Annotated in this window: 27 protein-coding genes and 1 pseudogene; 15 read left to right on the top strand and 13 right to left on the bottom strand. The window is 69.3% G+C overall.

The genetic code is table 11. From position 1 onward, the window contains the following. Positions 1-573 precede the first annotated feature (573 nt). The 3 genes and pseudogenes from CDO52_RS29685 to CDO52_RS17045 all read right to left on the bottom strand — a co-directional run. Positions 574-1,466, bottom strand: a pseudogene (locus CDO52_RS29685) (transposase); the annotation flags it as partial. Between the two features lie 62 nt (positions 1,467-1,528). Next, a complete protein-coding gene (locus tag CDO52_RS17050; protein ID WP_094932525.1) occupies positions 1,529-2,044 on the bottom strand; it encodes a hypothetical protein in 516 nt (171 codons plus the stop codon). A gap of 425 nt (positions 2,045-2,469) precedes the next feature. Then, a complete protein-coding gene (locus CDO52_RS17045; RefSeq protein ID WP_017617925.1) occupies positions 2,470-3,795 on the bottom strand; it encodes a dicarboxylate/amino acid:cation symporter in 1,326 nt (441 codons plus the stop codon). A gap of 470 nt (positions 3,796-4,265) precedes the next feature. On the opposite strand from CDO52_RS17045, the gene CDO52_RS27640 reads away from it, so the two are divergent. Both CDO52_RS27640 and CDO52_RS27635 read left to right on the top strand, forming a co-directional pair. Continuing rightward, positions 4,266-4,703, top strand: coding sequence for a hypothetical protein (locus CDO52_RS27640; RefSeq protein ID WP_017617924.1), 438 nt, complete (start codon positions 4,266-4,268; stop codon positions 4,701-4,703). Positions 4,704-4,865: 162 nt separating this feature from the next. Next, positions 4,866-5,033 carry a hypothetical protein gene (locus tag CDO52_RS27635; protein WP_017617923.1) on the top strand — a complete coding sequence of 56 codons (168 nt, stop codon included), beginning with the start codon at positions 4,866-4,868 and terminating at the stop codon, positions 5,031-5,033. On the opposite strand, the gene CDO52_RS29540 is transcribed toward CDO52_RS27635, so the two are convergent. From CDO52_RS29540 to CDO52_RS17030, 5 genes are all read right to left on the bottom strand, one after another. Continuing rightward, the gene (locus CDO52_RS29540; RefSeq protein WP_394296713.1) at positions 5,011-5,325 is read right to left on the bottom strand and encodes a hypothetical protein; all 315 of its coding nucleotides are present in this window, start codon (positions 5,323-5,325) and stop codon (positions 5,011-5,013) included. The genes CDO52_RS27635 and CDO52_RS29540 overlap by 23 nt on opposite strands. 249 nt (positions 5,326-5,574) lie before the next feature. Further along, positions 5,575-5,820, bottom strand: coding sequence for a hypothetical protein (locus CDO52_RS27630; protein WP_152471554.1), 246 nt, complete (start codon positions 5,818-5,820; stop codon positions 5,575-5,577). 316 nt (positions 5,821-6,136) lie between these two features. Beyond that, positions 6,137-6,334 (bottom strand): hypothetical protein, encoded by a 198-nt coding sequence (locus CDO52_RS27625; protein ID WP_017617922.1) that lies wholly within the window; start codon positions 6,332-6,334, stop codon positions 6,137-6,139. Positions 6,335-6,676: 342 nt separating this feature from the next. Further along, on the bottom strand, positions 6,677-6,949 hold the full coding sequence (locus CDO52_RS17035) for a hypothetical protein (RefSeq protein ID WP_152471553.1): 273 nt from the start codon (positions 6,947-6,949) through the stop codon (positions 6,677-6,679). 475 nt (positions 6,950-7,424) lie between these two features. Beyond that, a complete protein-coding gene (locus tag CDO52_RS17030) occupies positions 7,425-8,738 on the bottom strand; it encodes a bifunctional alpha/beta hydrolase/OsmC family protein (RefSeq protein ID WP_017617920.1) in 1,314 nt (437 codons plus the stop codon). A gap of 194 nt (positions 8,739-8,932) precedes the next feature. Here CDO52_RS17030 and CDO52_RS17025 point away from each other — a divergent pair, with 194 nt between their 5' ends. The 7 genes from CDO52_RS17025 (at position 8,933) to CDO52_RS16995 (ending at position 15,384) form a co-directional block, all read left to right on the top strand. Then, positions 8,933-9,667, top strand: coding sequence for a flavodoxin family protein (locus CDO52_RS17025; protein ID WP_017617919.1), 735 nt, complete (start codon positions 8,933-8,935; stop codon positions 9,665-9,667). A gap of 18 nt (positions 9,668-9,685) precedes the next feature. Then, positions 9,686-10,939, top strand: coding sequence for a cation:proton antiporter domain-containing protein (locus CDO52_RS17020; RefSeq protein WP_017617918.1), 1,254 nt, complete (start codon positions 9,686-9,688; stop codon positions 10,937-10,939). Between the two features lie 154 nt (positions 10,940-11,093). Next, on the top strand, positions 11,094-11,315 hold the full coding sequence (locus CDO52_RS17015) for a heavy-metal-associated domain-containing protein (RefSeq protein ID WP_017617917.1): 222 nt from the start codon (positions 11,094-11,096) through the stop codon (positions 11,313-11,315). Then, complete coding sequence (locus CDO52_RS17010; protein WP_232524227.1) at positions 11,312-13,645, top strand: heavy metal translocating P-type ATPase; 2,334 nt, start codon at positions 11,312-11,314, stop codon at positions 13,643-13,645. The genes CDO52_RS17015 and CDO52_RS17010 overlap by 4 nt, the downstream gene beginning before the upstream one ends. After that, positions 13,642-14,262 (top strand): DUF7482 domain-containing protein, encoded by a 621-nt coding sequence (locus CDO52_RS17005; RefSeq protein WP_017617915.1) that lies wholly within the window; start codon positions 13,642-13,644, stop codon positions 14,260-14,262. The genes CDO52_RS17010 and CDO52_RS17005 overlap by 4 nt, the downstream gene beginning before the upstream one ends. Before the next feature lie 10 nt (positions 14,263-14,272). Further along, positions 14,273-14,812, top strand: coding sequence for a heavy metal-responsive transcriptional regulator (locus CDO52_RS17000; protein ID WP_017617914.1), 540 nt, complete (start codon positions 14,273-14,275; stop codon positions 14,810-14,812). Between the two features lie 26 nt (positions 14,813-14,838). Continuing rightward, a complete protein-coding gene (locus CDO52_RS16995; RefSeq protein ID WP_017617913.1) occupies positions 14,839-15,384 on the top strand; it encodes a carboxymuconolactone decarboxylase family protein in 546 nt (181 codons plus the stop codon). A gap of 117 nt (positions 15,385-15,501) precedes the next feature. Here CDO52_RS16995 and CDO52_RS16990 read toward each other — a convergent pair whose 3' ends face one another. After that, positions 15,502-16,338 carry a class I SAM-dependent methyltransferase gene (locus tag CDO52_RS16990; RefSeq protein ID WP_094932524.1) on the bottom strand — a complete coding sequence of 279 codons (837 nt, stop codon included), beginning with the start codon at positions 16,336-16,338 and terminating at the stop codon, positions 15,502-15,504. A 156-nt stretch (positions 16,339-16,494) separates the two neighbouring features. Further along, complete coding sequence (locus CDO52_RS16985; protein WP_232524225.1) at positions 16,495-17,220, bottom strand: Crp/Fnr family transcriptional regulator; 726 nt, start codon at positions 17,218-17,220, stop codon at positions 16,495-16,497. Positions 17,221-17,622: 402 nt separating this feature from the next. Here CDO52_RS16985 and CDO52_RS16980 point away from each other — a divergent pair, with 402 nt between their 5' ends. From CDO52_RS16980 to CDO52_RS16970, 3 genes are all read left to right on the top strand, one after another. After that, positions 17,623-19,287 (top strand): multicopper oxidase family protein, encoded by a 1,665-nt coding sequence (locus tag CDO52_RS16980; protein WP_017617910.1) that lies wholly within the window; start codon positions 17,623-17,625, stop codon positions 19,285-19,287. Continuing rightward, complete coding sequence (locus CDO52_RS16975) at positions 19,284-19,802, top strand: hypothetical protein (protein WP_017617909.1); 519 nt, start codon at positions 19,284-19,286, stop codon at positions 19,800-19,802. The genes CDO52_RS16980 and CDO52_RS16975 overlap by 4 nt, the downstream gene beginning before the upstream one ends. A 112-nt stretch (positions 19,803-19,914) precedes the next feature. Beyond that, on the top strand, positions 19,915-20,349 hold the full coding sequence (locus CDO52_RS16970; protein WP_017617908.1) for a hypothetical protein: 435 nt from the start codon (positions 19,915-19,917) through the stop codon (positions 20,347-20,349). A gap of 40 nt (positions 20,350-20,389) precedes the next feature. Here CDO52_RS16970 and CDO52_RS16965 read toward each other — a convergent pair whose 3' ends face one another. From CDO52_RS16965 to CDO52_RS16955, 3 genes are all read right to left on the bottom strand, one after another. Then, positions 20,390-21,124, bottom strand: a complete 735-nt coding sequence (locus CDO52_RS16965) for a cytochrome c biogenesis protein CcdA (protein WP_157745619.1) — start codon at positions 21,122-21,124, stop codon at positions 20,390-20,392. Between the two features lie 90 nt (positions 21,125-21,214). Next, positions 21,215-22,597: an RNA-guided endonuclease InsQ/TnpB family protein gene (locus CDO52_RS16960; protein WP_017617906.1), complete on the bottom strand. Its 1,383-nt coding sequence runs from the start codon at positions 22,595-22,597 to the stop codon at positions 21,215-21,217. A gap of 30 nt (positions 22,598-22,627) precedes the next feature. After that, a complete protein-coding gene (locus CDO52_RS16955) occupies positions 22,628-23,098 on the bottom strand; it encodes a DUF3179 domain-containing (seleno)protein (protein ID WP_017617905.1) in 471 nt (156 codons plus the stop codon). Positions 23,099-23,325: 227 nt separating this feature from the next. On the opposite strand from CDO52_RS16955, the gene CDO52_RS16950 reads away from it, so the two are divergent. Genes CDO52_RS16950 through CDO52_RS16940 form a run of 3 tightly spaced genes read left to right on the top strand, consistent with a single transcriptional unit; the run spans position 23,326 to position 26,238 of the window. Beyond that, a complete protein-coding gene (locus CDO52_RS16950; RefSeq protein WP_017617904.1) occupies positions 23,326-23,676 on the top strand; it encodes a glutaredoxin domain-containing protein in 351 nt (116 codons plus the stop codon). 37 nt (positions 23,677-23,713) lie between these two features. Beyond that, positions 23,714-25,399 (top strand): radical SAM protein, encoded by a 1,686-nt coding sequence (locus CDO52_RS16945; protein WP_017617903.1) that lies wholly within the window; start codon positions 23,714-23,716, stop codon positions 25,397-25,399. Further along, entirely contained in the window at positions 25,396-26,238 is an 843-nt protein-coding gene (locus tag CDO52_RS16940; RefSeq protein ID WP_017617902.1) for an SAM-dependent methyltransferase, read from the top strand. The genes CDO52_RS16945 and CDO52_RS16940 overlap by 4 nt, the downstream gene beginning before the upstream one ends. Positions 26,239-26,268 lie beyond the last annotated feature (30 nt).

The following is a 26,268-nucleotide window of genomic DNA, read 5'->3' as shown; positions in this document are numbered from 1 at the left end:
TGCCAGCTCCTTCCGGGTCGGGGCGTACGCATTCCCTAACCTGTTCGTCATTGCACACCATGGTCAGGAGGTGGTGTCCATCACGCTGGGCGAGCTCAGCCCCGGCCTCCGCGATGGGGTACGGAAACGCGAGACTGCGGTGTATGGAGAGGTCGCGGTGTCTCGTGCCGGGTATGAGGGAGGCTTTCATTCCTGGGAAGGATGAGAGTCATGGCAGCACCGAGGAAATACCCCGACAAGTTGCGGCAACGCGCGACCAGGATGGCCGTGGACGCGTGCGGGGCCCGGCCACACGACCCGGCGCCCTGACACAGATCGCCTAGCTGCTGGACTTCAACCCCGAAACCCTGCGCAACTGTGTTACCCAGGCCGAGCTCGAAGCCGAAGTCAACCTGCGCAATCAGACGTCAGCAGACGCTGACGCGTTGGTTCCAAGCCTCCACTAAACCCGGTACGAGACAAGATGAGCTCTTAGCGGTAGCGCCGCACGGACCGTGAGTTGGCGGCGGGCGCCGGGGTGACCGTTTGATTGGGCTCCCCTAGATCGTTGATGGGGGTTGTGTGCCCTGGTCCGTGGTCATAAGCGATCAGCGACCGCTTGACCGGGGCACCGATGAGCCAGTTGTGCCAGATCGCGGCATTGAGCGCGCAGATCCGCCGGCAGACCCGCGCCCACAGACCTCGGTGGTGCGGGCGTTGTGCCGCTCCAGGCCCAGCTGGTTCTTCAGTGTCCAGATCACCGCCTCGACCCGTTGGCGCAGCCAGCCCGGGAACACCCTCACCCCGGGTTCGGTCTCATCGTCGCGCACCGGGCGGACCAGCACATGGCCTAGGGCAGCCATGGCAGTCTCGATCCCGGCCCCGGCGGCCCCCTATCGCACACGATGAGGCAGGGGCCGGGCGCGATCTGCTGGACGTGGGCCGGGTGCAGGGCCTGCTTGCGCTCGTCCAGCTCTTTGGGATGGGCCGGGAGAACGCGGTGACGGCCCCTTCGGCGGTGGTGATGATCAGCAGTTGTGCGCCCGGGTAGAAGGCGTGGTGGGAGGCGTCGCGCCCGTAGGCGGCGATCTCGCCCAGCCCCCAGCGGTTGACCGTGACGCGGGAGGCGCCGCACCGGAGGGGGTGCCGTCCATCAGCCGCAGACGCTCCCGCCAGGTGGGGACCGCGTGGGCGGGCCACAGGCAGGTCGCGAGGAGCTGCGGGGCCAGGGCGCGCAGGTGGCGGTTGTACTCCGACTGGCCGGGCAGGCGCGGGAAGAGGTGGTCGATCCGTGTCGGGGCGGTGCGCATCCAGCGGCGCTCGGAGTCGCAGCCCAGGAGAACTTGGGCGATGGCCACGCATACGAGTTCGGCGTCGGTGAGAAGCCGGGAGGGTCCGGGTGTGCGAGGTTGTTCGCCAGAGGGCAGGACGTGGTCGTCGAGATGGACGTAGAGTGCGGTGAGAAGGGCGTCAAGGTTGGTTGTCACATTCCGATCCTCGGCGCCCTTCGCCATGTCCGCAGGCGATTCAGCGAACCCCCATCAACGATCTAGCGCCATCTGTTGTCGCAGATGCGTCCGCCGCGTCCCTTCTTGCAGACCTGGATCCACACGTCCTTGACACCCTTGCCGTTGTAGTACCAGTGGGCGCTCTTCGTCACCGGTGCTTTGCGGCCCTTGGTCGACTTAATGACCTTCGTCTTCGTCTGCCACCCGTGCCAGACCTTCGTCCGGTAGTGGATGCGGAACTGGGCGTAGTTTCCGTCCCCCTTGGTGTCCTTCACCCAGCCCTGAATACTCGCGTTCTTCCAGCCACCGCCGCTGCGGTTGGACCAGCAGATCTTTCCCTTGATGCGGGCGCCATGGATCTTGCTCCGGGCGGTCCGGCATTTCGCCTCGGCGGCGGCCTCGGAGGTTCGGGGGGCCGACTGCACGGTCACGTTGGCCGCCGCCGGCGCCGACAGAGGTCGAGCGTCGGCCGCGGCAGCGGGGGCGCCCATCAATCCAGCGGCCAGGCCGAGCCCGCTGGCCACGACGGCGCTGCGGCGGAGCAGGGTGTGTTGCATTTCTGTGTTCTCCCTTCGTTAACCTTGGAACTTTTTCCAGTTTCCTGGGAGAGAATGAATGCGGCACCGCGATCCCTGGCTCGCCGCACCTGGAGGCAGCGAATCTACCTATATTCGATCAACGGTGCATGGCTGCAGTGGACGTTGGTGATTCAGTGATATTCACACAGTCCATGCAGATCGACGTTCTGTTCGGTGAAGATATCCGAATATTGTCGGCCTCTCGATCCCCTTTGTGTGGCCGGATCCGGACATTGTGAAATCGCAACGTTATTCTTTGCTGCAATTGAAAACAAAAGAGATTTCACGGGGTGGCTGCGCCCTCGGCGGCCGAGCGGGAGCCTTCCGCTTCCACCGCGGTGAGCATTGACCGAGGCCTCTAGGGCGCAGTCCCACCCCGTGGACATGGCACTGGGCAGGAAGCCCTAGGTGGCCGTGGAGACGGAGTGCGCGTCGGTGCCGGAGTCGTCCGGAGGCTCGGGCGCGTCGGTGGTGTCGGGGTCGCGCAGCATGCCGCGTTCGGTCTGGGCGATGATGCGCGTGCCGACGAGGTCACCGGTGACGTTGCAGGAGGTGCGGGCCATGTCCAGGATGGCGTCGATGCCCGCGACCAGGGCGACCGGGGCCATGGACAGACCGGTCTGGGAGACCGTCATGGTCAGCATGATCAGTCCCGCACCCGGCACGCCCGCCGTGCCGATGGACGCGAGCACCCCCACCAGGACCACCGTCAGCAGCTGGGAGACGGTGAGGTCCACCCCGGAGATGTTGGCGACGAAGACGGTGGCGGCGCCGACGTAGATGGCCGTTCCGTCCATGTTGACGGTCGCGCCGAGTGGGAGGGTGAAGCTGTAGACGCCTTCCTGCACGCCGAGCTTTTCGGCGGCCCGGGAGGAGACCGGGAGCGTACCGCTGCTGGAGCGCGTGACGAAGCCGGTCAGCATGGGGTCCTTGGCGGCAGCGAAGAAGCGGCGGATTCCGACGCGGAAGAGCAGCATGATGCCGGTGTAGACGGCGATCTGCAGGGCGATGCCGCCGTAGACCACGCCGGTGAGCTTGGCCAGCGGGACGATCGACTCGACACCCGTTTCGCCCATGACCACCGCGATCAGGGCGAAGACACCGATCGGCGCGTACTGCAGCACGCCCTTGATCACCAGGAAGATCAGTTCCACGGCGCCGTCGACGCCGCGCCGAAGGAAGTCGCCGAGCTCCCGGACCCGGTCGTCGTCGCTGCCGCGCATGTAGGTCAGCGCCAGGCCGGCCACGATCGCGGCGAACATGACCGCGAGGACGTTCCCGTCGACCAGGGCCTTGAACGGGTTGTCCGGAACGATGTTGAGCAGGGTCTCCGACACCGGCGGCGGCTCACTGCCCTCTACGGTCTCGCCCGGCATCTTGAGCCCGGAGCCCGGCGCGACCGCCAGTGCGAGCGCGAGCCCGATGGTGATGGCAAAGGCCGATGTGACCAGGTAGAAGAGGAACGCTTTGAATCCGATGCGCCCCAGGGCGGCGGGGGTGACCGAGGAGACGCCCGCGATGAGGGTGACGATGATCAGGGGCATCACCAACATCTTCAGCAGGCGCAGGAAGAGGTCGCCCAAGGGAGCGATGACGGTGATGGGCTCGCCGATGGCCAGACCCGCCACAGCGCCGGCGACCAGCCCGATCGCCAGCTTCCAGATCAGGGGGAAATCGAGGTAGCGCCGCCAGAGCGACCTGCTCGATTTACTCGAGGTCTGTGTGGACATTGTCCTCCTTTGTCGTATTAGCCCGGTAACCATTGGACCGGACCGGGGACAGTGCCCGAACCACGATTACCGCTTGGCGGACGAAATTTCGCAGGTCACACGCGCATCCTCGGGTCAGATTCGTCTGATTGCCTGACGCGCTTATCACATTGATCCCCGAGCGTCCGGTGCGGGGCTCCCTCGGGCGGATCATCCAGGGGACCTCCACCGGTGCCGCAGGAGGCGGGGAACGTCGAGCGGCGCCGACTGAGGCCGACGGTGCGCTGGAGCGGACGTCAGGGTTCATTCTTATGCCTGACGACGCACAGGCGAGGGCTCGCTTTTCAACATCATCGATATGTGGCCCATGGCGGGGAATTCAACGCAATCCGCGAAGGTGTGGATTCAATTGAATATCGCATGTATGCGAAGGCGATCAATGTAAATGTCGATTCTCGCTCGTTTTTCGGCGCTCAATGAGGGAGTCGTCCATGACACCGATCAGAACACTGGCGGTCGGCGTCACCACGACGGGGCTGGTCCTCTCGCTCGGGATCGTTCCGGCCAGTGCGGTCACGCAACCGCAGGCCGCAGGGCTCGCCACACAGGCCGCCGCAGTGACGACGAGTCCGGCGCATGCCGAGGGCGCGTCGCTCACCGCCGCCGTGCCCGAGGGGGTAACCGCTGCGACAGGGAAGGCGTGCCGGAAGCACAACCCTCACGGCAAGGGATGGGCGAGAGCATGCCGCACGTGGTATTCCATCGGTGGCGGCTACTACAAGGGCAGCTTCTGGTGGAAGGGCAAGCACGTCAAAGTGCAGGCTTGGCTGGACGGCAGGATCATCGACATCCCGAGAAAGGGCAAGTACTACCGAGTGAAGGAGTTTCTCACCCGCGCATGCAACAAGCATGAATGCACGAGGTTCTGATAAGAGATGAGCCTCCGCGTGAGCGTGGTGATTCCCCACTCCATGGAGCTTCTGCGGGAAAGCCGCGCTGGTAGGCGGCCTCGTAGAGCAGGAGTATCCCAAGGACGGCAGCGTTGAGGGAGTCGGCGACGCCGCCGATGGGGATGTTGACGATTTCGTCGCATGCCTCGTGCCATCTGGCTGGTCATGCCCGTGGGCTCGTTGCCGATGACCAGCGGTGTGGGGACCGTGCGGTTGCACGAGCTGATGGTGGTCGACCCGCGCGCGTCGGTTCCCACGATGCGGATCGGGACACCGCTCTCCTCGATCATGCGCTGGTCGGCCGGGTAGAGCAGACGGTGGAGCGGCCACCCGTGGTCGACTTCCGGAATGATGGGACAGACCCCCGGATCAGGAACAGGCCGGGGGACTGCCGCTTGTCGCGGTTGGTCAGCATCGCCTCCCACTGCTGGAAGAGCGCGTTGCGCAGGTCAAGCTGCTCTTTCCCGTCGCTCCGCTCGCGCCCCTGATCGTCGGCCCGTGGGGCGCTTCGCCCGCCGACGTCCGTTCCTGCGGCGTCTCTCTGGCACGGCCGAAAAGGAGGAGCCGGGTGGCGTTGCGGCGGAGTCCTTGCGGACGACACAGGGCGTGTGCGGACCAAGGGTGAGCCTGGACTCAGAGCCGACGAGGAAGGACACCCGGCGTTCGGGGCCGTCCTCAGTGAGTCACCAGCCTGACCTGGACGTTCTGGTCCGAGTTTTCTTCCTCGCGGGTCGGTGGGGCGGTGACAGGGGTCGCTGTTCCGCTGGCCGGACCTCTTCGGCGCAGCCGGGCACCCGCGGGTGTTGGGCCGAGATGGTCCGACGCGCCTCTGCGTGTCGGCTTTGCCGCGTCACCGGGCGCTGATGCAGAGCAGGAGACAGATCGACACGCTGCTGCCGTGGTGGTGGCCATGCCCATGATGCCCGTGTCCGTGGTAACAGTACTTGTAGTGGCAGGTCCCGGATGCGCTGGACGCCGAGCTCGATGCCGACGCTGACGTCGAGGCTGCGGCCGGAGCCGCGCCCAGCAGCATCGCTCCCGTCAGTGCGGCGGTGGCGGCGAGGGCCGTTGCGGTCTTTCCTGTCTTCCCGTTCATGTCTCCTCCCGAATGCTCCGTTGCATGGAAGTGTCGGCTGCGTCCACCGGGTGTCGTCAGTGGCAGATATGCCGATATGTCCAGATTCTCAGGCATTGCGGGAAATGAGAGAAAAATGTAAGTATGGGAATTTTTACTGCTGCAGAAACGATGTCCGGTGCGTCTCTGCCCGGGGCTGGGGTGCTCTGCGGGGTGCGGTGCTCATGCAGGCCGCCGAGGTGCCAGCCGTGTCGTTTTGGTCAGGTCCGGCATGGAGGATGCGTCGGGCCCGAATCGACCCGACGCATCTTTGCGTCCCAGTGCCATCACCCTTTCCCTAGCGGTGGTGGTGATGGATCGGGGTGCACCAGCCGTAGTACCAGTACACGTACGGACAGAACTTCGACGAACCGTGGGGCGTCTGTGCCGACGCTGACGTCGCGGCCGTGGCCGGAGTCGCGCCCATCAGCATCGTTCCGGTCAGTACTGCGCTAGCGGCGACGGCCGTCGTCGTCTTGACAAGCTTGCTGTTCATGTCCCCTCCCCAAATGCGTCGTTGCATGGAGCTGTCCGCTACGTCCGTACTGCGATGTAGATGCTGGACATGCGGACGTATCCAGAATGGCGCATCTGCCAGGTGTGATAAAGAAAATCGAAGTAAGGTGACCTTCTTTTTTGGGGCACCCGGCGTGGGTGGTTGCGTCCGTTCAGGAGATCATCTATTGACGCGAATGGTGGGAGCTCCGCGCGGGCCGCGATAGAAACAAGGGGCATTGGCGCGCCAACCACATTCTTTCCATATCCTTTCCGCTGGGCCGTGCATAAGAGCGCGTCGGACCCGAATGGGCCCGACGCGCCGCTGCGTGCTGGAATCACCTCACCTGCCGATGCTCACGGAGAACCCGCCGCTGCTGAAGCTCCCGTGGTGCCCGAAGTGTCCGTGGTGCCCGTGGTGGTGGCCGAAGCCGTGGTGGCCGTGTCCGTGATGTCCATAGTGTCCGTAGTAGTAGCAGCAACCTGCCGACTGGCTGGACGCCGACGTCGCGGCCGACGTCGAGGCCGAGGCCGGGGCCGCGCCCAGCGCCATCGCGCCGGTCAGCACCGCCGTGGCTGCGAGCGTCCCTGCGGTCTTCCCTACCTTGCCCTTCATGATCGCCCCCCAATGCTCCATTGAATCGATGAGACGTCCGTTGCGTGTCCTGTGTGACGGACGTGCTCATATGTCCAGATTGGTGGGTCGACCAGGGGAGATAAGAAAAATGTAAGTATGGTGACCTTGTTCGCCGCGGCCGCTCACCAGCGGGCTCCCCTGCCCGCTCCACGTGGCTCGACCTGCCCGATACGGCGGCACGTCGCGAGGGCTTCCCGTTGTCGGCGGCCAGGGTCGGGATGCGGGCGGCGAACTGGATGACGCGGGCGTCGGCGGCGGTGGGGAAGCTCATCACGACCGCCGTCCACGCCTTCCACCACCCGCATGACCGTGGGGGAGATCGCCGACCCGTGGCCCCTCCCTCACCATGGCGGAGGCCTTCCGGTCGGCCGCGCAGGCGTTGGCCTGCGCCGTCACCGAACCGTCCTGCTGCGCCTCCTGAACAGGGGGAGCAGCCCACGCGCGCCGGACGGCATCAGCCAGGGGAGGGCGACGCGGTCCTGGCTCCGTCCCCGCCTCCGGCGCCCGCGTCGGCGGCCCCGTCCAGCGTGGTATCGATGATGGTCTCCGTGGTGAGGGTCCGGTGGACCGGACACTTGTTGGCGATCTCCAGCAGCCGCTGACGCTGCTCGGCATCCAGATCACCCTCGAAGCTGACCACCCGTTCGATCCGGTCGATCTTTCCGGCGCGCGTCTCGCAGTCCGCGCAGTCCTCGGCGTGAATCCGGGAGTGGCGGAGCGCCACCGTCACCTTCTCCAACGGCCACTCCTTCCGCTGCGCGTACATGCGCACCGTCATCGACGTGCATGCGCCCAGCCCCGACAGCAGCAGGTCATAGGGCGAGGGGCCGGTGTCGGCGCCGATCGGCTGGGGCTCGTCGGCGCCGAACACGTGTCGGCCCGCTGTAACGCGCTGCCCGAGCGGACCGGTGCCGCTCTCGGCCACCGTCACGAACCCCTCGGCGGCCCGGGGCTCCTCCCGCCCCTCCGTCTCACGGCCGGTGTCCGGCCCGAAGACGTACCGGCCCGCCCACACCGCGAGCACGGTGGCCGCGAACTCCGAATCGGCGCGCTCGGTGAGCAGGTGGTCGGCGCCGTCGAGGGCGATGAACGACTTGGGGTGGCGGGCCGTGTCGAAGATCCGCCGGGCGTTGTCCACTCCGACGGACTCATCGATCGGCGAGTGCATCACCAGCAGCGCGGTTCCCAGCCGCCGGATGCGCTCGGCCTGCGGCTGCGAGGCGATGTCGTCGAGGAACTGGCGCCGGATCCGGAAGGTGCGCCCGGCCAGGCACACCTCGGCTTCGCCCCGCTGCTCGATCTCCTCCCGGTTCTCGGCCAGCAGGCGGGTGACGTGGGCCGGGTCGGCCGGAGCGCCGATCGTGGCCACGGCCCGCACCTCCGGAATCCGGTGCGCGGCGGCCAACACCGCCGCACCGCCCAGTGAATGCCCGATGAGCAGCGTGGGCGCGGCGAATTCCTCGCGGAGATGAGCGGCCGCCTGCACCAGGTCCGCGACGTTGGAGCTGAAATCGGTGTTGCCGAAATCCCCGCCGGACTGCCCCAGGCCGGTGAAGTCGAACCGCAGCACCGCGATCCCGAAACCGGTCAGCGCCCGCGATATCCGGGCGGCGGCGAACACGTCCTTGCTGCAGGTGAAGCAGTGCGCGAACAGCGCGTACGCGCGCGGTGCCGTATCGGGAAGGTCGAGCCGCGCCGCCAGCGGCGCCCCCTGCGACCCGGGGAATTCCCATCGTCTGCTGTTGCTCTTCTCGCTCTCGGCAGCCATAGGAGCATCCTGACATTCACCGATTCGAGAAGCTGTTCGCGCAACACCGAATCGCCAGATCGCTGACACATCCGACACCTCCACATCCGGACCGATCGAAAACGCCGCGCACGGATCGCGACACCGCGCCGCGGGATCGTCGATTTCCTCGATCGGCGCTGACAGGATGTCGCCGAGGAAAGCGGGAGGACGCCATGAACGAACAGGTCGAGGGCGATGGCCAGGCTCCGCGGTTCGACGGCCTGCGTGCGCTTTTCATCAACTGCACGCTCAAGCCCCGACCGGCGCTGAGCCACACGCAGGGGCTGATCGACCGCAGCGCCGACCTGATGCGCCGGTCCGGCATCGAGGTGGAGCAGCTGCGCGCGGTCGACCACGACATCGCGACCGGGGTCTACCCCGACATGACCGAGCACGGGTGGCCGAGCGACGCGTGGCCGCGGATCTATGAGCGGGTGCTGGCCGCCGACATCCTGGTGCTGGCCGGGCCGATCTGGCTCGGCGACAACAGCTCGGTGATGAAGCGGGTCATCGAACGGCTCTACGGCTGCTCGCACCTGCTCAACGACGCCGGGCAGTACGCCTACTACGGGCGGGTCGGCGGGTGCCTGATCACCGGCAACGAGGACGGGGCCAAGCACTGCGCGATGAACGTCCTCTACAGCCTGCAGCACCTCGGGTATACGATCCCGCCGCAGGCCGACGCCGGGTGGATCGGCGAGGCCGGCCCCGGCCCCTCCTACATGGACGAGGGGTCGGGCGGCCCGGAGAACGACTTCACCAACCGCAACACCACGTTCATGACCTACAACCTGATGCACCTGGCCGCGATGCTGCGGCGTGCCGGCGGCGTCCCGGCCTACGGCAACCAGCGGTCGGCGTGGGACGCCGGGTGCCATGCGGGGTTCGACAATCCCGACTACCGGTAGCCGACGGGCGGCCGTGCCGTGACCGATCTGCTGCTCCTGGCCGGGGTCGTCCTCGGCTACGCCCTGATCTCCGGGCGGACCCAGGGAACACCGCTGACCGCGCCGATGGTGTTCGTCGCCGCCGGGCTGATCCTCGGTGGCGGCGGGGTGGGTGCGCTCAGCGGCACCGCCACCGCGCCCATGGTGCGCATCCTCGCCGAGGCGACCCTGACGCTGGTGCTGTTCACCGACGCGGTCCGCATCGAGCTGCGCGTGCTGCGGCGCGAGTACGAGTTCCCGCTGCGGCTGCTGGGGGTCGGGATGCCGGTGGGCATCGCCATCGGTGCCCTCCTGGCCTGGGTGATCTTCCCCGGTCTGGGCCTGTGGGCTGCGGCGCTGCTGGCGGCGGTCCTGATCCCGACCGACGCCGCCCTGAGCGCGGCCGTCATCTCCGACCAGCGGCTGCCGGTGCGCATCCGCCAGACCGTCAACGTCGAGAGCGGGCTGAACGACGGCATCGCCCTGCCGATCGTGATGACGCTGGTCGCGGTCGCGGCGACGACGCAGGGCGACATCGGCTCTCCCTCGTCCTGGATCGGCTTCGCGGCCCAGCAGATCGGGTTCGGCGCGCTGGCAGGGGTAGCCCTCGGTGCCGTCGGCGGATGGGGCCTCGTCCGGATGGACGCCGCCGGGTGGGTGAGCGCGACCTACCGCCGCCTGTTCGTGCTCGCCCTGGCGGTCGCCGCCTACGCCGGCGCCGAGGTGGTCGGCGGCAACGGCTTCGTCGCCGCCTTCGTCGCCGGGCTGGCCTTCGGATCGGTGGCACGCCCCCACTGCCCCGCGGTCCACGAGTTCGCCGAGCGGGAGGGCGAGCTGCTGGGGATGGTGACCTTCACCCTGTTCGGCGCGATCATCATCGGTCCCCGCCTCGGAGACATCACCGGGCCGGTACTCGGCTACGCCGTGCTGAGCCTGGCGGTCGTACGCACGGCCGCGGTCGCCGTGGCGATGATCGGGGCGAGGGTGCGCTGGGAGACGGTCGCCTTCTTCGGCTGGTTCGGGCCGCGCGGACTGGCATCGATCCTGTTCGCCCTGCTGGTGGTCGAGGCCTCAGGCATCGCCGCGGCAGACCGGATCATGCTGGTCACCGGCGTGACCGTGCTGCTGAGCGTGTACGCCCACGGACTGACCGCCGCCCCCTGGGCACGCGGCTTCGCCCGCCGCGCCGGAACGCTCGCCCCCTCGGCGCCGGAGAACCTCCCGATGGCCGAGCACCACGTGCGGCAGCGCTGACAGCCCGCCCCGGTCTCACCGATCCGATGCCACACGGATCGACCGGCATTGCGTCACCGCCCCCACAGGGGGGAAGCGGCCCTTCGAATGACTTGACCTTCCCGCCGGGTGGAAGGTGCACCCTGGTCGCAACAGGAACAGGGAGGGGCACACCATGTCCGAACAGGCATTCACCGTCGACGGGATGCACTGCGACAAATGCGCGGGCAACATCGAGGCGGGACTGATCCGCCTCGACGCAGTCCGCCAGGTGAGCGCCGACGCCACGACGCGGCTCGTCCACGTGCGCTTCGACGACCGGCGGCTGAGCGCTGACGACATCGCCGCGCACCTGGAGCGGCTGGGGTTCACCGCGTCCGCGAGCGAGGCGCCGTGAGCACGGCCGCGCCCACCGCACCGGGGGAGCGGCCGCCGCGCGGAACCGCCCCCGATCGCCTCCTGCTCAAGATCGGCGGGCTGCACTGCGGATTCTGCGCCCACACCATCGAACGCGCCGTCGGGCGCCTCGACGGTGTCGAGCAGGTGAGCGTGTCGCTGGCGCATGAGGAGGCGCTGGTCGTCCACGACGCGGAACGCGTGCGCGCGACCGAGGTCCGCGACCTGCTGCGCGACCTCGGCTACACCATCCGCGACCCGCGCCGCACCCAGGCGTTCGAGGAGGCCGAGGCGGAGCTGTCCGAGGCGCGCGTCCGGCTGGCCGCCGCCGCTGTGGCCGCCGCGGCCGCGCTGTGGCTGATGCTGCTGATGGCGACGGGACGCGGGTTCGCTCTGCTGCCCTGGATCACGCTCGCGCTGGCGGTGCAGGTCGTCTTCGTCGCCGGGTGGCCGATCCTGCGGATGGCGGTCGCCTCCGTGCGCCGGCGCATCCTCAACCAGCACGTGCTCATGGAGTTCGGCGCGTTCGGTGGCCTCCTCGGCGGACTGATCGGGTTGGTCCACCCCGACTTCCCGTCCTCTGACTTCTTCGCCGCCGCGATCCTCATCTCCACCTACCACCTGCTGTCGGCGTTCGTGGCGCTCAAGGTCCGCACCCACGCGTCGGCGGCCGTGCGCCGCTTGCTGGCCCTGCAACCGCCCACCGCGCGCGTCGTCCGCGACGGATACGACCAGGAGATCCCCATCGAGCAGGTCGCCGTCGGTGACCTGGTGCGCGTCCGGCCCGGGGAGGCCATCCCGGTCGACGGCACCGTGGCCGACGGCGCCTCCGGTGTGGACACCTCGCTGGTCACCGGCGAGTCCGTCCCCGAGGAGAAGACCGTGGGCGCCGAGGTGATCGGCGGCAGCGTCAACCAGACCGGCACCCTGCTGGTGCGGGTGAACCGGACCGGGGAGGACTCCTTCCTCGCCACCGTTGTCCGCTACGTCGAGGAGGCCCGCGCCCTCAAACCCGGGCTGCTCGCCCTGGTCGACCGCATCCTGCGCGTCTACGTCCCCTCGGTGCTCGCCATCGCCGGCCTCGCCCTGCTGGTCTGGACCCTGGGCGCGTGGCTGCTCACCGGAACGCCGATGTACGCCCGCGCCGTCTTCGCCGCCCTGGCGGTCGGCGTCATGGGCTACCCGTGCGCTCTGGGCATGGCCACACCCCTGGCGATGATCCGCGGCGGAGGGCAGGCCGCCGAACGCGGCATCCTCATGCGCTCAGCCTCGGCGTTCGCCACCTTCGGGAGGATCGACCGCATCGTCCTCGACAAGACCGGCACCCTCACCCGCGGCCACCCCCGCGTCGTCACCGTCGAGACCGTGCCCGGCCAGGACCGGCGGGAGCTGCTGCGCCTGGCCGCCGCCGTGGAGGACCCCTCTGAGCACCCCCTCGCCCGCGCGGTCGTCGCGGCGGCCCAGGACGAGGGCATCGAGATCGCCGACGTGACCGACTTCGCGTCGCTGACCGGCCGCGGCGCCCACGGGTACGTCGCGGGCCGCCGCGTCGCCGTGGGCAGCCCCGCCATGGCCGAACAGCCCGACATCGGCGGTCCGGCGGCGATCGGGGAGGAGCTCGCCGAATCCATCGAGCGGCTGCAGGCGCGCGCCCACACGGTCGTCGTCGTGCTCGTCGACGGCACCGTGCGCGGGGTCGTGGCGATCGCTGACCCCGTCAAGCCGGAGGCCGCGTCCGTCGTGCGGCGCCTGCGTCGCCGCGGGGTCGAGCCGGTGGTGGTCACCGGGGACAACCCCCGTACTGCGGCGGCCATCGCCGAGCAGACCGGCATCGGTGATGTGTACTCCCAGGCGCCGCCGGACGCCAAGGCCGAGCATGTGCGCAGGCTGCAGGCCGAGGGCCACCGCGTGGCCATGGTGGGCGACGGCATCAACGACGCCCCCGCGCTGATGCAGGCCGACATCGGCATCGCCCTCGGCGCCGGAACCGACATCGCCATCGAGAGCTCCGACGTCATTCTCGTCGCCGACCGGCTGGACGCCGTGGTGGACGCCTGGGACGTGGGCCGCGCCTCCTACCGGCGCACCAAGCAGAACCTGGCGCTCGCCTTCTCCTTCAACGGTGTGGGCGTGCCACTGGCCGCCACCGGCCTGGTGCACCCGGCCTGGGCGATGGCCGCCATGGCCGCCAGCGTGACCGTGGTACTGCTCAACTCCTTCGGCCTGCGCGTGCTCTCCCCGCGTACCTACCGGCGGTTCGCCGACCCCACCCGCCCGTCGGCCGCCGACGACGACAGCCGATCCACCGCACCACAGGAGGTCCCCGCATGAGCACCCCGACATCCGGCACCGAGCACGACGACCACTCCGCTGACCGCCCCCGCACGCCGTGGTCGTGGTGGACGCCCTGGCTGACCGCGCTGGTCGCGGCCGCCCTGGTCATCGGCGGCGGCTCGTATGCCATCTACGGGCTGGGCGCCGTGCCCGCGTCCATGAGCGGCGCGATGCACGAGGGCATGCCGCCGCCCGTGACGGGCTACTACGCGGACGAACCCATCCGGTTTCTGCACACCGAGGCCTCGGATGCCGAGGTCGCCGACCTGCTCACCGACATGATGGACTCTCCGGTCGTGCACGTTCCCGCGCTCGCGGACACCCCCGACCCGCTGCACGGACCCGTCTACGTGTTCATCAACGGCATCGAACCCGATGGCGCCGCCGGCCCGTTCGGCTTCCAGCCCGACGTGTTCGCCAGCGTTCCCGGCGACGACGCCTACACCCCGCTGCGGTCGGTGCACCTCGTCGAGTGGCGGCCCAGCGCCGAGCCCCGCACGCTGACCTCGGCCGATGCCGTCGCCGCCGCCGAACGCGCGGGCGAGGTCGCCATCACCGAGCCCGGTATCGTGGTGACCATGCCCGTCGTCGACTGGCCCGACGGGCAGCGGTGAGGTGATCGGTATGCGCATTGGAGAACTCGCCTCCCGGCTGCGGGTCAATCGCAAGACCATCCGCTACTACGAGGGCATCGGGCTCCTCCCGCCTGCAGAGCGCACCTCGGCGGGCTACCGCGTCTACACCGAGGCCGACGTCGAGCGGGTGGCGTTCATCAAGTCCGCCCAGCGGTTGGGCGTGCGGCTGGATGAGGTCCGCGAGATCCTCGCCTTCCGCGACCGGGGCGAACTCCCATGCGACTACGTGCGCGCGACCGTCCGCCGCCAGGTCGCCGACATCGACCAGCGCATCGCCGACCTCCAGCGGTTACGCGACGACCTGGTCGCCCTCGACGCCCTGGCCGACCGGCTGCCCGAGGAGGGGCGCGTCGGCGCCGGTGCCCAGGACCCGGGCTGCCCCCTCATCGAGCACGCCTGCGGCCACGCCGCGGAAGTTGGACACCTCGCTGACACTTCCGGTGCGATGCGTCCGCGACGGGAAGTTAGGACAGGGGAATCGGCGACTGCCGAGGCAGGGCCCCACCGGGCCCGTGCCGTTCCGCGATGACGACGAAGCGAAAGAGCTGAGGACGTATGCCGCGTATCCCCGTGCACACCGTTGACAACGCCCCCGAGGCGGCCCGCGAGACGCTGCGGGCGCTGGAGAAGAAATTCGGCATGGTGCTCAACATCCATGGCGAAATGGCGCACGCCCCGATCGTCCTCGCCGCCTACCACGGCATCAACCAGGCCATCGCCGACCACGGGAGCTTCGACGCGCGCACCCGCGAGGCGATCGCGCTGACCGTGGGCGCCGCCAACGACTGCGCTTACTGCCAGTCCGCCCACACCGCCGCCGGACGGGCGGCCGGGTGGAGCCTGGACGAGACCGTGGACATCCGCTCGGGCACTTTCACCGCCGATCCGCGTCTGGGCGCGCTGCTGGCCGTGGCCCGCGAGATCACCGCCGACAAGGGCGAAGTGTCCGCAGCGACGTGGGAGGCCGCCAGACAGGCCGGGTGGGGCGAGGCCGAGCTGGCCGAGCTCTACACCCACGTCGTGGTCAACATGTTCACCAACTACTTCAACCACTACGCCCAGACCGAGCTGGACCTGCCCAAGGCGCCCGGCCTGGACTGAGCACCGCACGTCGGTGGAACCACCGGAAGCCCCGGAGGGGAGCGGTCGGCGTCGTGGTGCGGTGGACGTACCGCAGCGGTTTCTGGCGGCGGCCCTCAGTGGCGCCTGACCGGCTGGTCAGGCCGCGGGCCGCTCCTCTCCGGCTTCGCTCGTCCCACGCGCGGTTTCTTCCTGGTCCTCTGACCCGGCCGCCTCCAGGCGCTCGGGGATCCGGGCGACCACGCGCCGCAGCGGCAGGGGCAGCGTCCGGCCGGTCCGTGCCCAGGAGGCCAGGGCGGCATCCGCCGCGGCGAGCCGGTCGGCGTCGACGCCCGGCAGGTAGAGGCTGTGCAGTAGGAGCCGGGTGGCCTCCGGCGTGGACAGGTCCAGGTGGAAGACGCGCCGCTCGTCGGAGACGACGGCGAACCCGTGCGCGCGCAGCACGTCGGGCGCCTTGTCGCAGGCGTGCGGGTTGGGCCAGGGCAGCCGCAGCACGCCCACCGACCGCAGCACCCGCAGCCAGCCCCACAGCCCGGCGGGCGAGGTGCCGAGCCGGGCGGGGGTGAGCGTGGCGATCACCCCGCCGGGCCGCAGTACGCGGTGGACTTCCCGCAGCACCGCGTCGAGGGGAGTCACCACCTGCAGGCTCATCGCCGCACACACCGCCGCGACCGTGTCCCGGCCGAACGGGAGGGCCGCCGCGTCCGCCCGGATCAGCGGGCCGCGACGGCGGGCCGCCGCGTACAGCAGCTCCTTGGCCGAGGAGTCCAGCCCGACCCAGCGGGCACCGGGCAGCTCCGGGCGTGTCGGTCCGGATCCGCACGCGAGGTCCACGACGACCCCGGACACCGGTCGCAGCGGCGCGGCCACCCAGGCATAGGGTGCGGCGTCGGCGCGCTCCAGCAGGCGCTCGGTGATCGCGGGCCGCGCATGGTGGAACTCCGCCAGGAAGCGGCGCCACTCCTGCTCGTCCACACGATCGCCTCCCCCGCTGACCGGTCACGCCCGCCCGAGCCGGTTCTCATCCGACCTGATCACCGTCCTGGCCGGAGCGCAGCAGAACGGACGTCCGCTCGCCGCGTCCGGTCCCCGGCACCGCTGCCGGTGGGGCGGGGCACCGCGGGCACGGTCTCACCTCGCGCGCCGGGCCAGCACCGTGCGGTCAAGGATTTCGATGGCGGAGTAGCGCACCTGGATCAGGCCGTCCTTCTCCAGCTCCTTGAGGACCTTGTTGAGCGACGGGCGCCGCACGCCGAGCATGGCCGCCAGCGTGCGCTGCGGCAGGGCGATGTCCCCCTCGACCGCCTCGTCGAGCAGGAGCTGCGCGGTCTGCTGTGTCAGGGTCCGCCCCAGCAGCCCCAGGATCCGCATGTGACTGGTGTTGAGCCGCTCGGCCACGCTGGACAGCCAGCGCCGCGCGATCGGCGGGCGGGTGGCCAGCAGCCGCTCGAAGTCTTCTTGATTGAGGTGGAGGAGTTCCACGTCGTCCAGGGCGCGGGCGGTGTAGGGGAGGGGCATGTCCAGCAGCAGCTGGATGTCGCCGTCGACGTCACCGTCCCGCAGGATCTGCACGACCACGCGCCCGGCCCCGGAACCCGCCGCCAGCTCCAGTCGCCCCGACCGGACGATCCACACCCCGGGCCGGTCGCCCCGCCCGCCGAAGGCGACCGCGCCGCGCGTCACGGATCTACGGCTCAGCGTCGCGGCCAGTGCGGAGACGTCCTCGGAGGTGAGCGGCGCCGACGCGCCCCGGCCGACACAGCGCGCCACCCAGGCGGCCTGCTGCAGCTGCTGATCGCTCTGCCCGCCCAGGAGTTGGAGGGCGCGGTCCATTGCCGATCCGTGTGCGCCGTTCATGCTGTCGTTCGCACCCCTCATCGTCCGCGACACCCCTGCGCCTGGTTCGGCGCATGGCGCGAGGTGCCGGTGATGATTCGAAAGTACTCGACGTGGTCGCCCGATGTGGGGAGGTATCGGCGGTGCGTGCGGCGCATTGTGGTGGTTGCGCGCCACCCGAAGCGCAGGGCCAAAACGGCAAAAGTGGATAGACCATAACTTATAGCCGACAGTAGTGTCTCCTGACTGACAGTAGGTTTCTGTGGTCTCCCTGTGCGGGGCAATGTCCTCAGATGGCCACGTCTGCGCTACGGCGGGCGCGGCCACCCGCAGACGGAGCTCCAAGGAAACTTCACCCATCCCTTGGTTGCTCTTGGTGATTTCCACGAAACGATTGGTCACTGACCCGTCATGGGAGGACACATGCGTCGAAGGTCGTTACTGCTGGCCGGAGGGGGTCTCGCGGCGGGAGCCCTGCTGTCGGGCGGGTGGCTGCTCCCCGACTCCGTGCGTGCCCGACTGCGCGACGCGGTGCTGCTCGGCAGGGAGGAGCACGTCGGCGAGCCGCTGCGCGACCTACCGGTGATCCGCAGCGAGAACGGCGTGCTCGACTACGACCTGCACGTGGCACCCGCCCGCTTCACCGTTGCGGGCCGACGCCTCCACGTCGACGCCTACAACGGGATGCTGCCCGGCGCCATGTGGCGGATCCGTCCCGGGGACACGGTGCGGATCGGGTTTCACAACGGCATGCGGCCGATGGGCCTGCCGTTGAACGCGGCCCCGCCGATGTGCGCCACGCGGCCCGGGGAGAACGCAGGCGGACCGCTGGAGTGCGTTCCCGCGTTCATGGGCCATTTGAAGGAGGGCGAGACCCTGCCGCAGATGCTGCTGTCGAGCAACCTGCACACCCATGGCATGCAGGTGTCCCCGGAGGACCCGTCCGACAACGTCTTCCTGCGGATCGAACCGGGGCAGAGCCACGACTACGAGTACCAGATTCCCGAGGATCACCCGGCCGGGCTCCACTGGTACCACCCGCACTTCCACGGCAGCACCTCCCACCAGGGGTGGATGGGCCTGTCGGGGCCGATCGTCGTCGAGGGCGACATCGACGAGGTGCCCGAGGTCAAAGCGGCGCGTGAACGCGTCATCGTCATCAACGAGATGTGGCTGAACGAGGACGGCGAGGTGCCCATGGCCGTCGTCGTCCCCACCGCCGGCAAGACCCCGTTCTCGTCGATCCCGGCCGTGCCCACCAGCATGCTCTTCCCGCTCAACGGCCAGTACCAGCCGGACGTCTCCATCCGGCCCGGCGAGACCCAGCGCTGGCGCGTGCTCAACGCCAGCCCGCACCGCAACATTTGGCTGCATGTCGAAGAGCACCCGCTGCACCAGATCGGCCAGGACGGCATCCCCTTCGGCCGCACCCGCGAGGTCCCCTCGATTATGCTGAGCTCGGCCAACCGGGCGGAGTTCATCGTCAAGGGCGGTTCCCCGGGCCGCTACACGATCTACGCCGAGGCCTACGACCAGGGCCACCCGGGCGGCGACCGCCCCAGGGTCGACCTGGGTACCCTCGTCGTCGAGGGCGAACCCGCCGACGGCAAGATCCCCGTCGACCTCGTCGAGCCGCCGCGGATCCCCGACCTGGCCGTCGCCAACCGGCGCGAACTGAAGTTCAGCGGCGACATCTCCGGTCAAGAGGGCATGGGCGTGCGCTTCTTCATCGACGACCAGCTCTTTGACCAGGACCGGATCGACCAGGAAGTCGTCGCCGGGACCGTGGAGGAGTGGCGGCTGGTCAACGAGGACGTGTTCCAGCACCCCATCCATATCCACGTCAACCCGTTCCAGGTGATCGACGTCCAGGGCATCCCGGAGGGCGATACCTCCTGGCAGACCAGCCCCGACATCTGGTGGGACACCTTCCGGCTGCCGCCCGAGGGAGAGGTGACCATCCGCACCTTCTTCCGTCCGGATATCACCGGCAAGACCGTCTTCCACTGCCACATCCTGCCGCACGAGGACAACGGGATGATGGGGACCCTGCTCATCAGCCCGGCCGAGGGGGAGGCACGGCGATGAAGGCGACGAAGCGCCTACGACCGATCGGAATCGCGGCCGCGGCGGCCGCGCTGACGATGACCCTGACCGCCTCCAGCTCACCCACGCCCGACGAGTGGGTCTACCTGTTCACCCAGCAGCACCGCGACGACCTGTACTGGTGGCGCGGCACCTGGCTGCCGCAGACCGTGCCCCCGGGCGCGCACATCCAGGTCCAGATGCCCGCGACGCCCGTGCACTGGAAGGTCCGCGAGCCCGAGGACTGCCAGCCCACGAAGGTGCCCAACCTCCCGCTCGGTGGACGGGCCGAGCTCATCGGCACCGGTGAGTTCCCCAACGAGGGCCGCATCGACGGGACCTCGACCATCGAGACCTTCGACTTCAGACTGACCGGGATCGGCGCGGTGGCGGTCTGCCTCGACCCCGACCCGCCGACGGACGACCCGAGCCAGATCGGCCTCCCGGCCGGACCGACCAACTACGTCCTGACCCTGCTCGTCGGTGTCCCGCAGGCCAACCTGAAGGCGGATGCGTAACGGATTCCCGCTGTGTGACCTGGGGTACCGAAGACCGCACATCCAGCTCGACAGGGTGGGGCGCGAACCCGTCAATGGGGTGCGTGCCCCATTTCTGAGCTGGAGGTATTTCATGTCGTCGACCACCCAGTCCGCGTCACCGGTGGTGACCTACGCCTGGAAGGGCGCGGTGGCCGGGATCGCCGGTGGCATCGTCTTCGGGGTGCTCATGGCCATGATGGGCATGCTGAAGATGATCGCCTCGATGATGGGCAGCGAGAGCGCCGTGGTCGGGGCGGTGATCCACCTGATGATCTCGGCCTTCATCGGCCTCGTCTTCGGAGTGATCGCCGGCTCCCTGGCCCAGCGCATCGGCCCCCTGCTCGGCGCCGGCGCCGCCTACGGCGTCGTCTGGTGGGTCCTCGGCCCCCTGGTGATCATGCCGATGATGATGGGCATGCCGCTGTTCAACATCACCCAGACGGCGATGATGAGCCTGATGGGCCACATCATCTACGGCCTGATGACAGCGGTGGCGTTCTTCTTCCTCAGCCGCCGCTCCGCATGAGCCGAGGGTGAGGGGCGGTGTCCCGCCGCCCCTCACCTCCTCACTCCTGCGTGGAGGACTCCGCGGGATCCGTGTCGGGGGACGAGGCGGAGGAGGCCCGACCGCGCCGGGAACGCCGCAGGGCGCGCGCGGCGCCCAGCCCGACCAGCCCGAGCAGGGCGAGCGCGAACCACCCCGGGCCGATGGAGTCCAGCAGCCGGGCCAACGTCGACTGGATCGCGGTCGCTGTTCCGACCACGGGATCCGCGGCCGACGCGCCGGACAGTACCCGCAGCTCGGAGACACCGTAGTAGGCGACATAGGCCCCGGCGAGGACGAGCAGCGCACCGCCGCCCCGCGCCAGATGCGGCAGCGCCCGGCGCAGCCGGGCGGCGAGACCCTCGCGGGCCAACGCCACCGCCACCGTGAGGACGCCGATGACCAGGCCCATCCCCTCCGCGTAGGCCACGAACACGCCCACCGCCCCGACGGGGGTGGAGGAGCGCAGCGCGCTTGCCGTCACCGCGAGGAACGGGCCGATCGTGCACGACAGCGACGCCACGGCGTAGGCGACCCCGTAGGTGGCCGCCCAGCGCAGGGAGCGCGTGGGGCGGCCCGGCGTCGGTGTCGGCAGCAGCACCTTGACCTCCCGCCCGCTGAGCAGCCACGCGCCCAGTCCCACGAGCACGACGCCGATGACGACCGTCGCCCAGGGCAGGTAGCGCTCCACCGAGAGCGCCAGCGGCATGACGGCCAGCCCGAAGGCGGCGAACACGGCGACGAACCCGCCGGTCATGGCGGCGGTCGTGGCCAGCGCCCGACCGAGGGGGCGTCAGCATGGCGCGCTCGACGCGGTGGCGAACGCGGCCCTTCGCCGTCCGAGTCGTCAGCAGCGCCGCCCCGCCGACAGTCCGGTCGAACGCTGGAGGGGAGTCGCACAGCGGGCATTGACATCCTCTCCCACTCGAAGGTGGGAGGATTCAGCCGACGGAACTTGTCCACAGCTGATGGTTGACGCTTCGTCGCCCGGGCACCCCCGAGGGCTCCACGTCCTGGCACCCGCAATGTCCTGGGGCGCTTGCTCCTTGGCATCCTCGGCGACGTTGCACGCCGCATTGGTGTCGGCGTCGCCCGCCCAGCCGCACCCGGGGTTCTTGCACACGAATCGCTCCCGCGATTCGCGGCTGCCCTCGGTGATGGTGCGGCAGGCGTGGCAGCGCTTCGACGTGTTAGCGGCGGGCACCTTGACCAGGTGTCCGCCCCGGTCGGCGAGCTTGTACGCAAGCATGGTGACTGTGCGGCCCCACGCCTCGGATGCGACGGCCCGGTTCAGCCCGGCCTTCTGCCGGACGTGTTTCCCAGGTGCCTCCACGCTTCCCCGGGCCGACCTGGTCATGTTCGAGATGTCTAGGTCCTCAACGGTCACCACACCGAAAGTCTCGGCAAGTGCGGTGGTCGTCTTGTGCTGCCAGTCCAGGGCGCGGCGCTTGGCTCTCGCGCGCACGCCCGCGATCTGGTCATATGTTCGCTTAAGCCGGTTCGAGGTCTTCCCACCGCTCTTGCGGGCGCGCTTCTGGCGGGCGGCCTTCTTCTCCAACCGACGCAGCCGCTCGGCCTCGGCCCTTCCCAGCCACGGCCCGTGCTCACGGAAGCTGCCGTCGGACAAGGCGAGCGGCTTGTTGACGCCCCGGTCGATGCCGATCCCGGGCCCGGTGTGCGGGGACGGCTCCTTGACCTCGGTTCGGACGCGGAACACCACATACCAGCCATCGGGCTCCTTCACCAGCCGGGCACCCGTGACCTTGTTGTCCGCGTCCGCTCGTTTGCCCACGGGCAGGTCCGTGGTCCACCGGAAGCGGATAGCACCGACCTTGGGGACCTTCACGATCCCCCACCTGCGGGTGATCCGCGGGACACCCAGTCCTTCGCCCTGTGGGACGTCGATAGCCATTCGCGAGCGGAACCGCGTCTTGAATTTCGGCTCCTCGGCGCGCCCCTCCCAGCAGTTTCGCCAGGCCTTGAAATACGTCCTCAGGACCTGTTGAGCCGCCTGCGCTGGAAGAACAGACAGCCAACCGATCTCCTTGCGCGCCTGGCGGATGGCCGTATCCGCATCCTTCAGCGACACCCGGCGGTTCTCCGACGCCATGGTCCACCAGTCGTGAAGAAGGTTCCACACAGCCCGGGCCACGTGCCCCTGGTCTTCGAGCTGTGCTGCCTGCTCGGGCTCCGGGTACAAGCGGGCCTTGTGGCCGCGGTTGTGCTTCACATGCCACCCCTTCAGTGTTCCGGGTCGACACTAGGAGAGGGGTACGACAATTTGCTGAGGTGCTCCACTCCCGGCCTGAACGCCAGAGCACTCTCGCTGAAATGAGTAGGTGACGGCCACGGGAACATCGCCGATGGTGTCGTTGACGATCTCGTGCCAGACCATAACCCGTACCGGGAAGGCGCGGTGGTCGTCGTCCAAGGAGATGGCCAGGACCGGTTCGGGGTCCTCCAGCCAGTCGACGTCGGCGGCGTCCTCATAGACCGGATCGACGAGCGCCGGGATGCCGTCGGGCGGCGGCCCGCCGCTGATCAGCCGGTCCACGTCGATCAGGGGCTCGGGCAGGCCCTCGGCCGTCGGATCGTCGATGGCGGACAGGACGTCCTCGAACGGCCCGAGCTCCAGGTCGGGCGACGGCGTCCGCTGATCGACCGCGTCCTCGGGCGCCGGGGTGGCACAGGAGGACAGGAGCAGACCCAGTGCGACGGTGGCGGCGGCCACCCCCAGTGGTGCTCGTCGCCGTCTCGGAGCCCGCGCCCTCATTTCCCGTCCTCCCGGCCTGTTACGGCGGTCGTCTCCGCATGGCGACCCCGCTTCCAGTTTCTGATTCGGAGCTGACCGCGCGCCGGTGATGTGTCAGGCCCCGGACAGTCTCCCGGCGTGTGTTGCCCGATCCGTGAGGATGGGCCGCAACGGTTGAGACGACAGCACACCAATAGGGGCGGGGCATGGCCGAAACCCACACCGAGACCATCGACTTCTACTGGAGACCGGGCTGTCCGTTCTGCATCGCGCTGCGCCGACGCCTGCGCAAGGAACGCCTGCCGCTCCGCGAGATCAACATCTGGGAGGACGGCGCCGCCGCGGCCCGGGTGCGCGACATCACCGGCGGGGACGAGACCGTGCCCACGGTGGCCGTGGGATCGGTCGCCATGGTCAACCCGCGCTCCGCGGAGGTGGTGGAGGCGGTCCGGGACCAGGCGCCCCGCCTGCTGGAGCAGCGGGCACAGGCCGCCGAACCGCCCGCGCGCGGTCCGCGCGCGTGGTTGGCGCGGCTGTCGGCGTGGTGCGGGCGTTAGAGACACGGTCGTCGAAGAGACTGGGAGAGTGGTGCGAGTGCCCGAGAGCCGACGCGATCGTGACGAGGTGTTCGTCGAGTACACCAAGAGCATCTGCCCGGTGTGCAAGGTGGTGGTGGACGCGCAGGTCAACATTCGCGACAACAAGGTATACCTGCGAAAACGCTGTCGAGAGCACGGGAAGTTCGAGGCCCTGGTCTACGGTGACGCGCAGCTGTACCTGGAGTCGTCCCGGTTCAACAAGCCGGGCACGCTCCCGCTGGCCTTCCAAACGGAGGTGAAGGACGGCTGCCCCTCCGACTGCGGGCTGTGCCCCGAGCACAAGCAGCACGCCTGCCTCGGCATCATCGAGGTGAACACCGGCTGCAACCTCGACTGCCCCATCTGCTTCGCTGACTCCGGCCACCAGGGAAACACTGCGCCGCGCAGCGGCTCCGCTCGGGGTGGTGGCGGGCAACGGGCGGGCGGCTACTCCATTACCCACGAGCAGTGTGAGCGGATGCTCGACACCTTCGTGGCAGCCGAGGGCGAACCCGAGGTGGTGATGTTCTCCGGTGGCGAGCCCACGATCCACAAGAACATCCTCGACTTCATCGACCTCGCCCAGCAGCGTCCCATCAAGGTCGTCAACCTCAACACCAACGGCATCCGGCTGGCCTCCGACCGGCGCTTCGTCGAGGCGCTGGCCGCGCGCGACGGGCACAACGGCACCTCGCTCAACATCTACCTGCAGTTCGACGGCTTCGACGAGGCCACCCACCGCGCCATCCGCGGCACGGACCTGCGGAAGCGCAAGAAACGGGCGCTCGACAACTGCGCCGAGGCCGGGCTCACCGTCACGCTGGTCGCCGCCATCGAGCGCGACCTCAACGACCACGAGGTCGGCGAGATCATCCGGTTCGGCATCGACCACCCGGCCGTGCGGTCGGTCTCCTTCCAGCCGGTGACCCACTCCGGGCGGCACGTGGAGTTCGACCCGCTGACCCGACTGACCAACTCCGATGTGATCGAGCTGGTCAACAAGCAGTGCCCCGAGTGGTTCCGCCCCGGCGACTTCTTCCCCGTCCCGTGCTGCTTCCCGACCTGCCGGTCCATCACCTACCTGCTGGTGGACCGCAAACCGGAGCGGACCGACGTCGTGCCGATCCCCCGCCTGGTCGACATCGACGACCACCTCGACTACGTCAGCAACCGGGTCATGCCCGACCCTGAGCTGCGCGCCGCCCTGGAGCGGCTGTGGAGCGCGTCGGCGTTCATGGGGACGCCCGGCACCATGGGCAGCCTGCAGACCGCGACGGCCGCCGCCGAGTGCGCGTCGTGCGGCATCGACCTGCCCGAGGCCGCCAAGGACCTCGGCGAGAAGGCGTTCATGATCGTCGTGCAGGACTTCCTCGACCCCTACACCCTCAACGTCAAACAGCTGATGAAGTGCTGCGTCGACGAGATCACCCCCGACGGGCGGATCATCCCCTTCTGCGCCTACAACTCGGTGGGCTACCGCGAGCAGGTGCGCGCGCAGATGTCCGGGGTGCCCGTCGCCGGCGTCGTGCCCAACTCCGCCGAACTCGCCGACGTCACCATCGACTCCCCCTACGGCTCGCGCGTCGCCTTCCCCGCCCCCGACGGGGCTGCGGCACCTGCCGCGTCGGCCGCCCCACCCGCCTCCGACGCCCCCATCGCTCCGGACACCACCAACGTCGGCACCCAGGCGGTGGAGTCATGACCATCCGCCCCATCCCCGCGAACCCCGGCCCCGCCGCCGTCCCCGGCTCCCAGGCCGACGAGCTGAAGTCGTGCTGCGCCGCCGCCTACAGCACCGACGCCGTCGCGCTGCTGCTCGGCGCCTCCTACCACCCCGGCGGACTCCGTCTCACCCGCCGCCTGGCCGACGTCCTCGGGCTGTCCGAGGGCCGGTCGGTACTCGACATCGCGTCGGGCCCCGGCACCACCGCGCGCCTGCTGGCCAGCGAGTACGGCGCGGCCGTCGACGGTGTCGACCTGGGTGAGGACGCCGTCCGCGGCGCCCAGGAGGCGACAGCGGAGGCCGGGCTCGCCGACCGGGTCCGCTTCCTGCACGGCGACGCCGAACACCTCCCGGTGCCCGACGCCGCCTATGACGCCCTCGTGTGCGAGTGCGCGTTCTGCACCTTCCCCGACAAGGCGACCGCCGCCGCGGAATTCGCCCGGGTGCTGCGCCCCGGCGGCCGTGTCGGGATCACCGATGTCACCCTCGCTCCGCACGGACTACCGGAGGAGCTGGCCGGAATCGCCGGGTGGGTGGCCTGCATCGCCGACGCCCGCCCCGCCGAGGAGTACGGCGCACTGCTGCGCGACGCCGGGCTGCGGCCGGTGCGCATGGAGCGGCACGACGCCGCGGTCGGCCGGATGATCGACCAGATCGACGCCCGTATGGCGGTGCTGCGCATGACTGCCCCGGACCGGCTGTCCACCGCCGGGGTCGACCCCGGCGCGGTCACGCCCTACCTGCGGGCGGCGCGGCGCGCGGTCGACGAGGGAGTGATCGGCTACACCTTGATCGTCGCGGAGAAGGCGGTCGAGTAGAGGCCTGCGGGGTCCCACGACCGAGAACGG

It is taken from the genome of Nocardiopsis gilva YIM 90087 (genome assembly GCF_002263495.1).
Lineage (GTDB): Bacteria > Actinomycetota > Actinomycetes > Streptosporangiales > Streptosporangiaceae > Nocardiopsis_C > Nocardiopsis_C gilva.
Note: the sequence above shows the minus strand (reverse complement) of the source record. Positions and strands in the feature narration are given on the sequence as shown.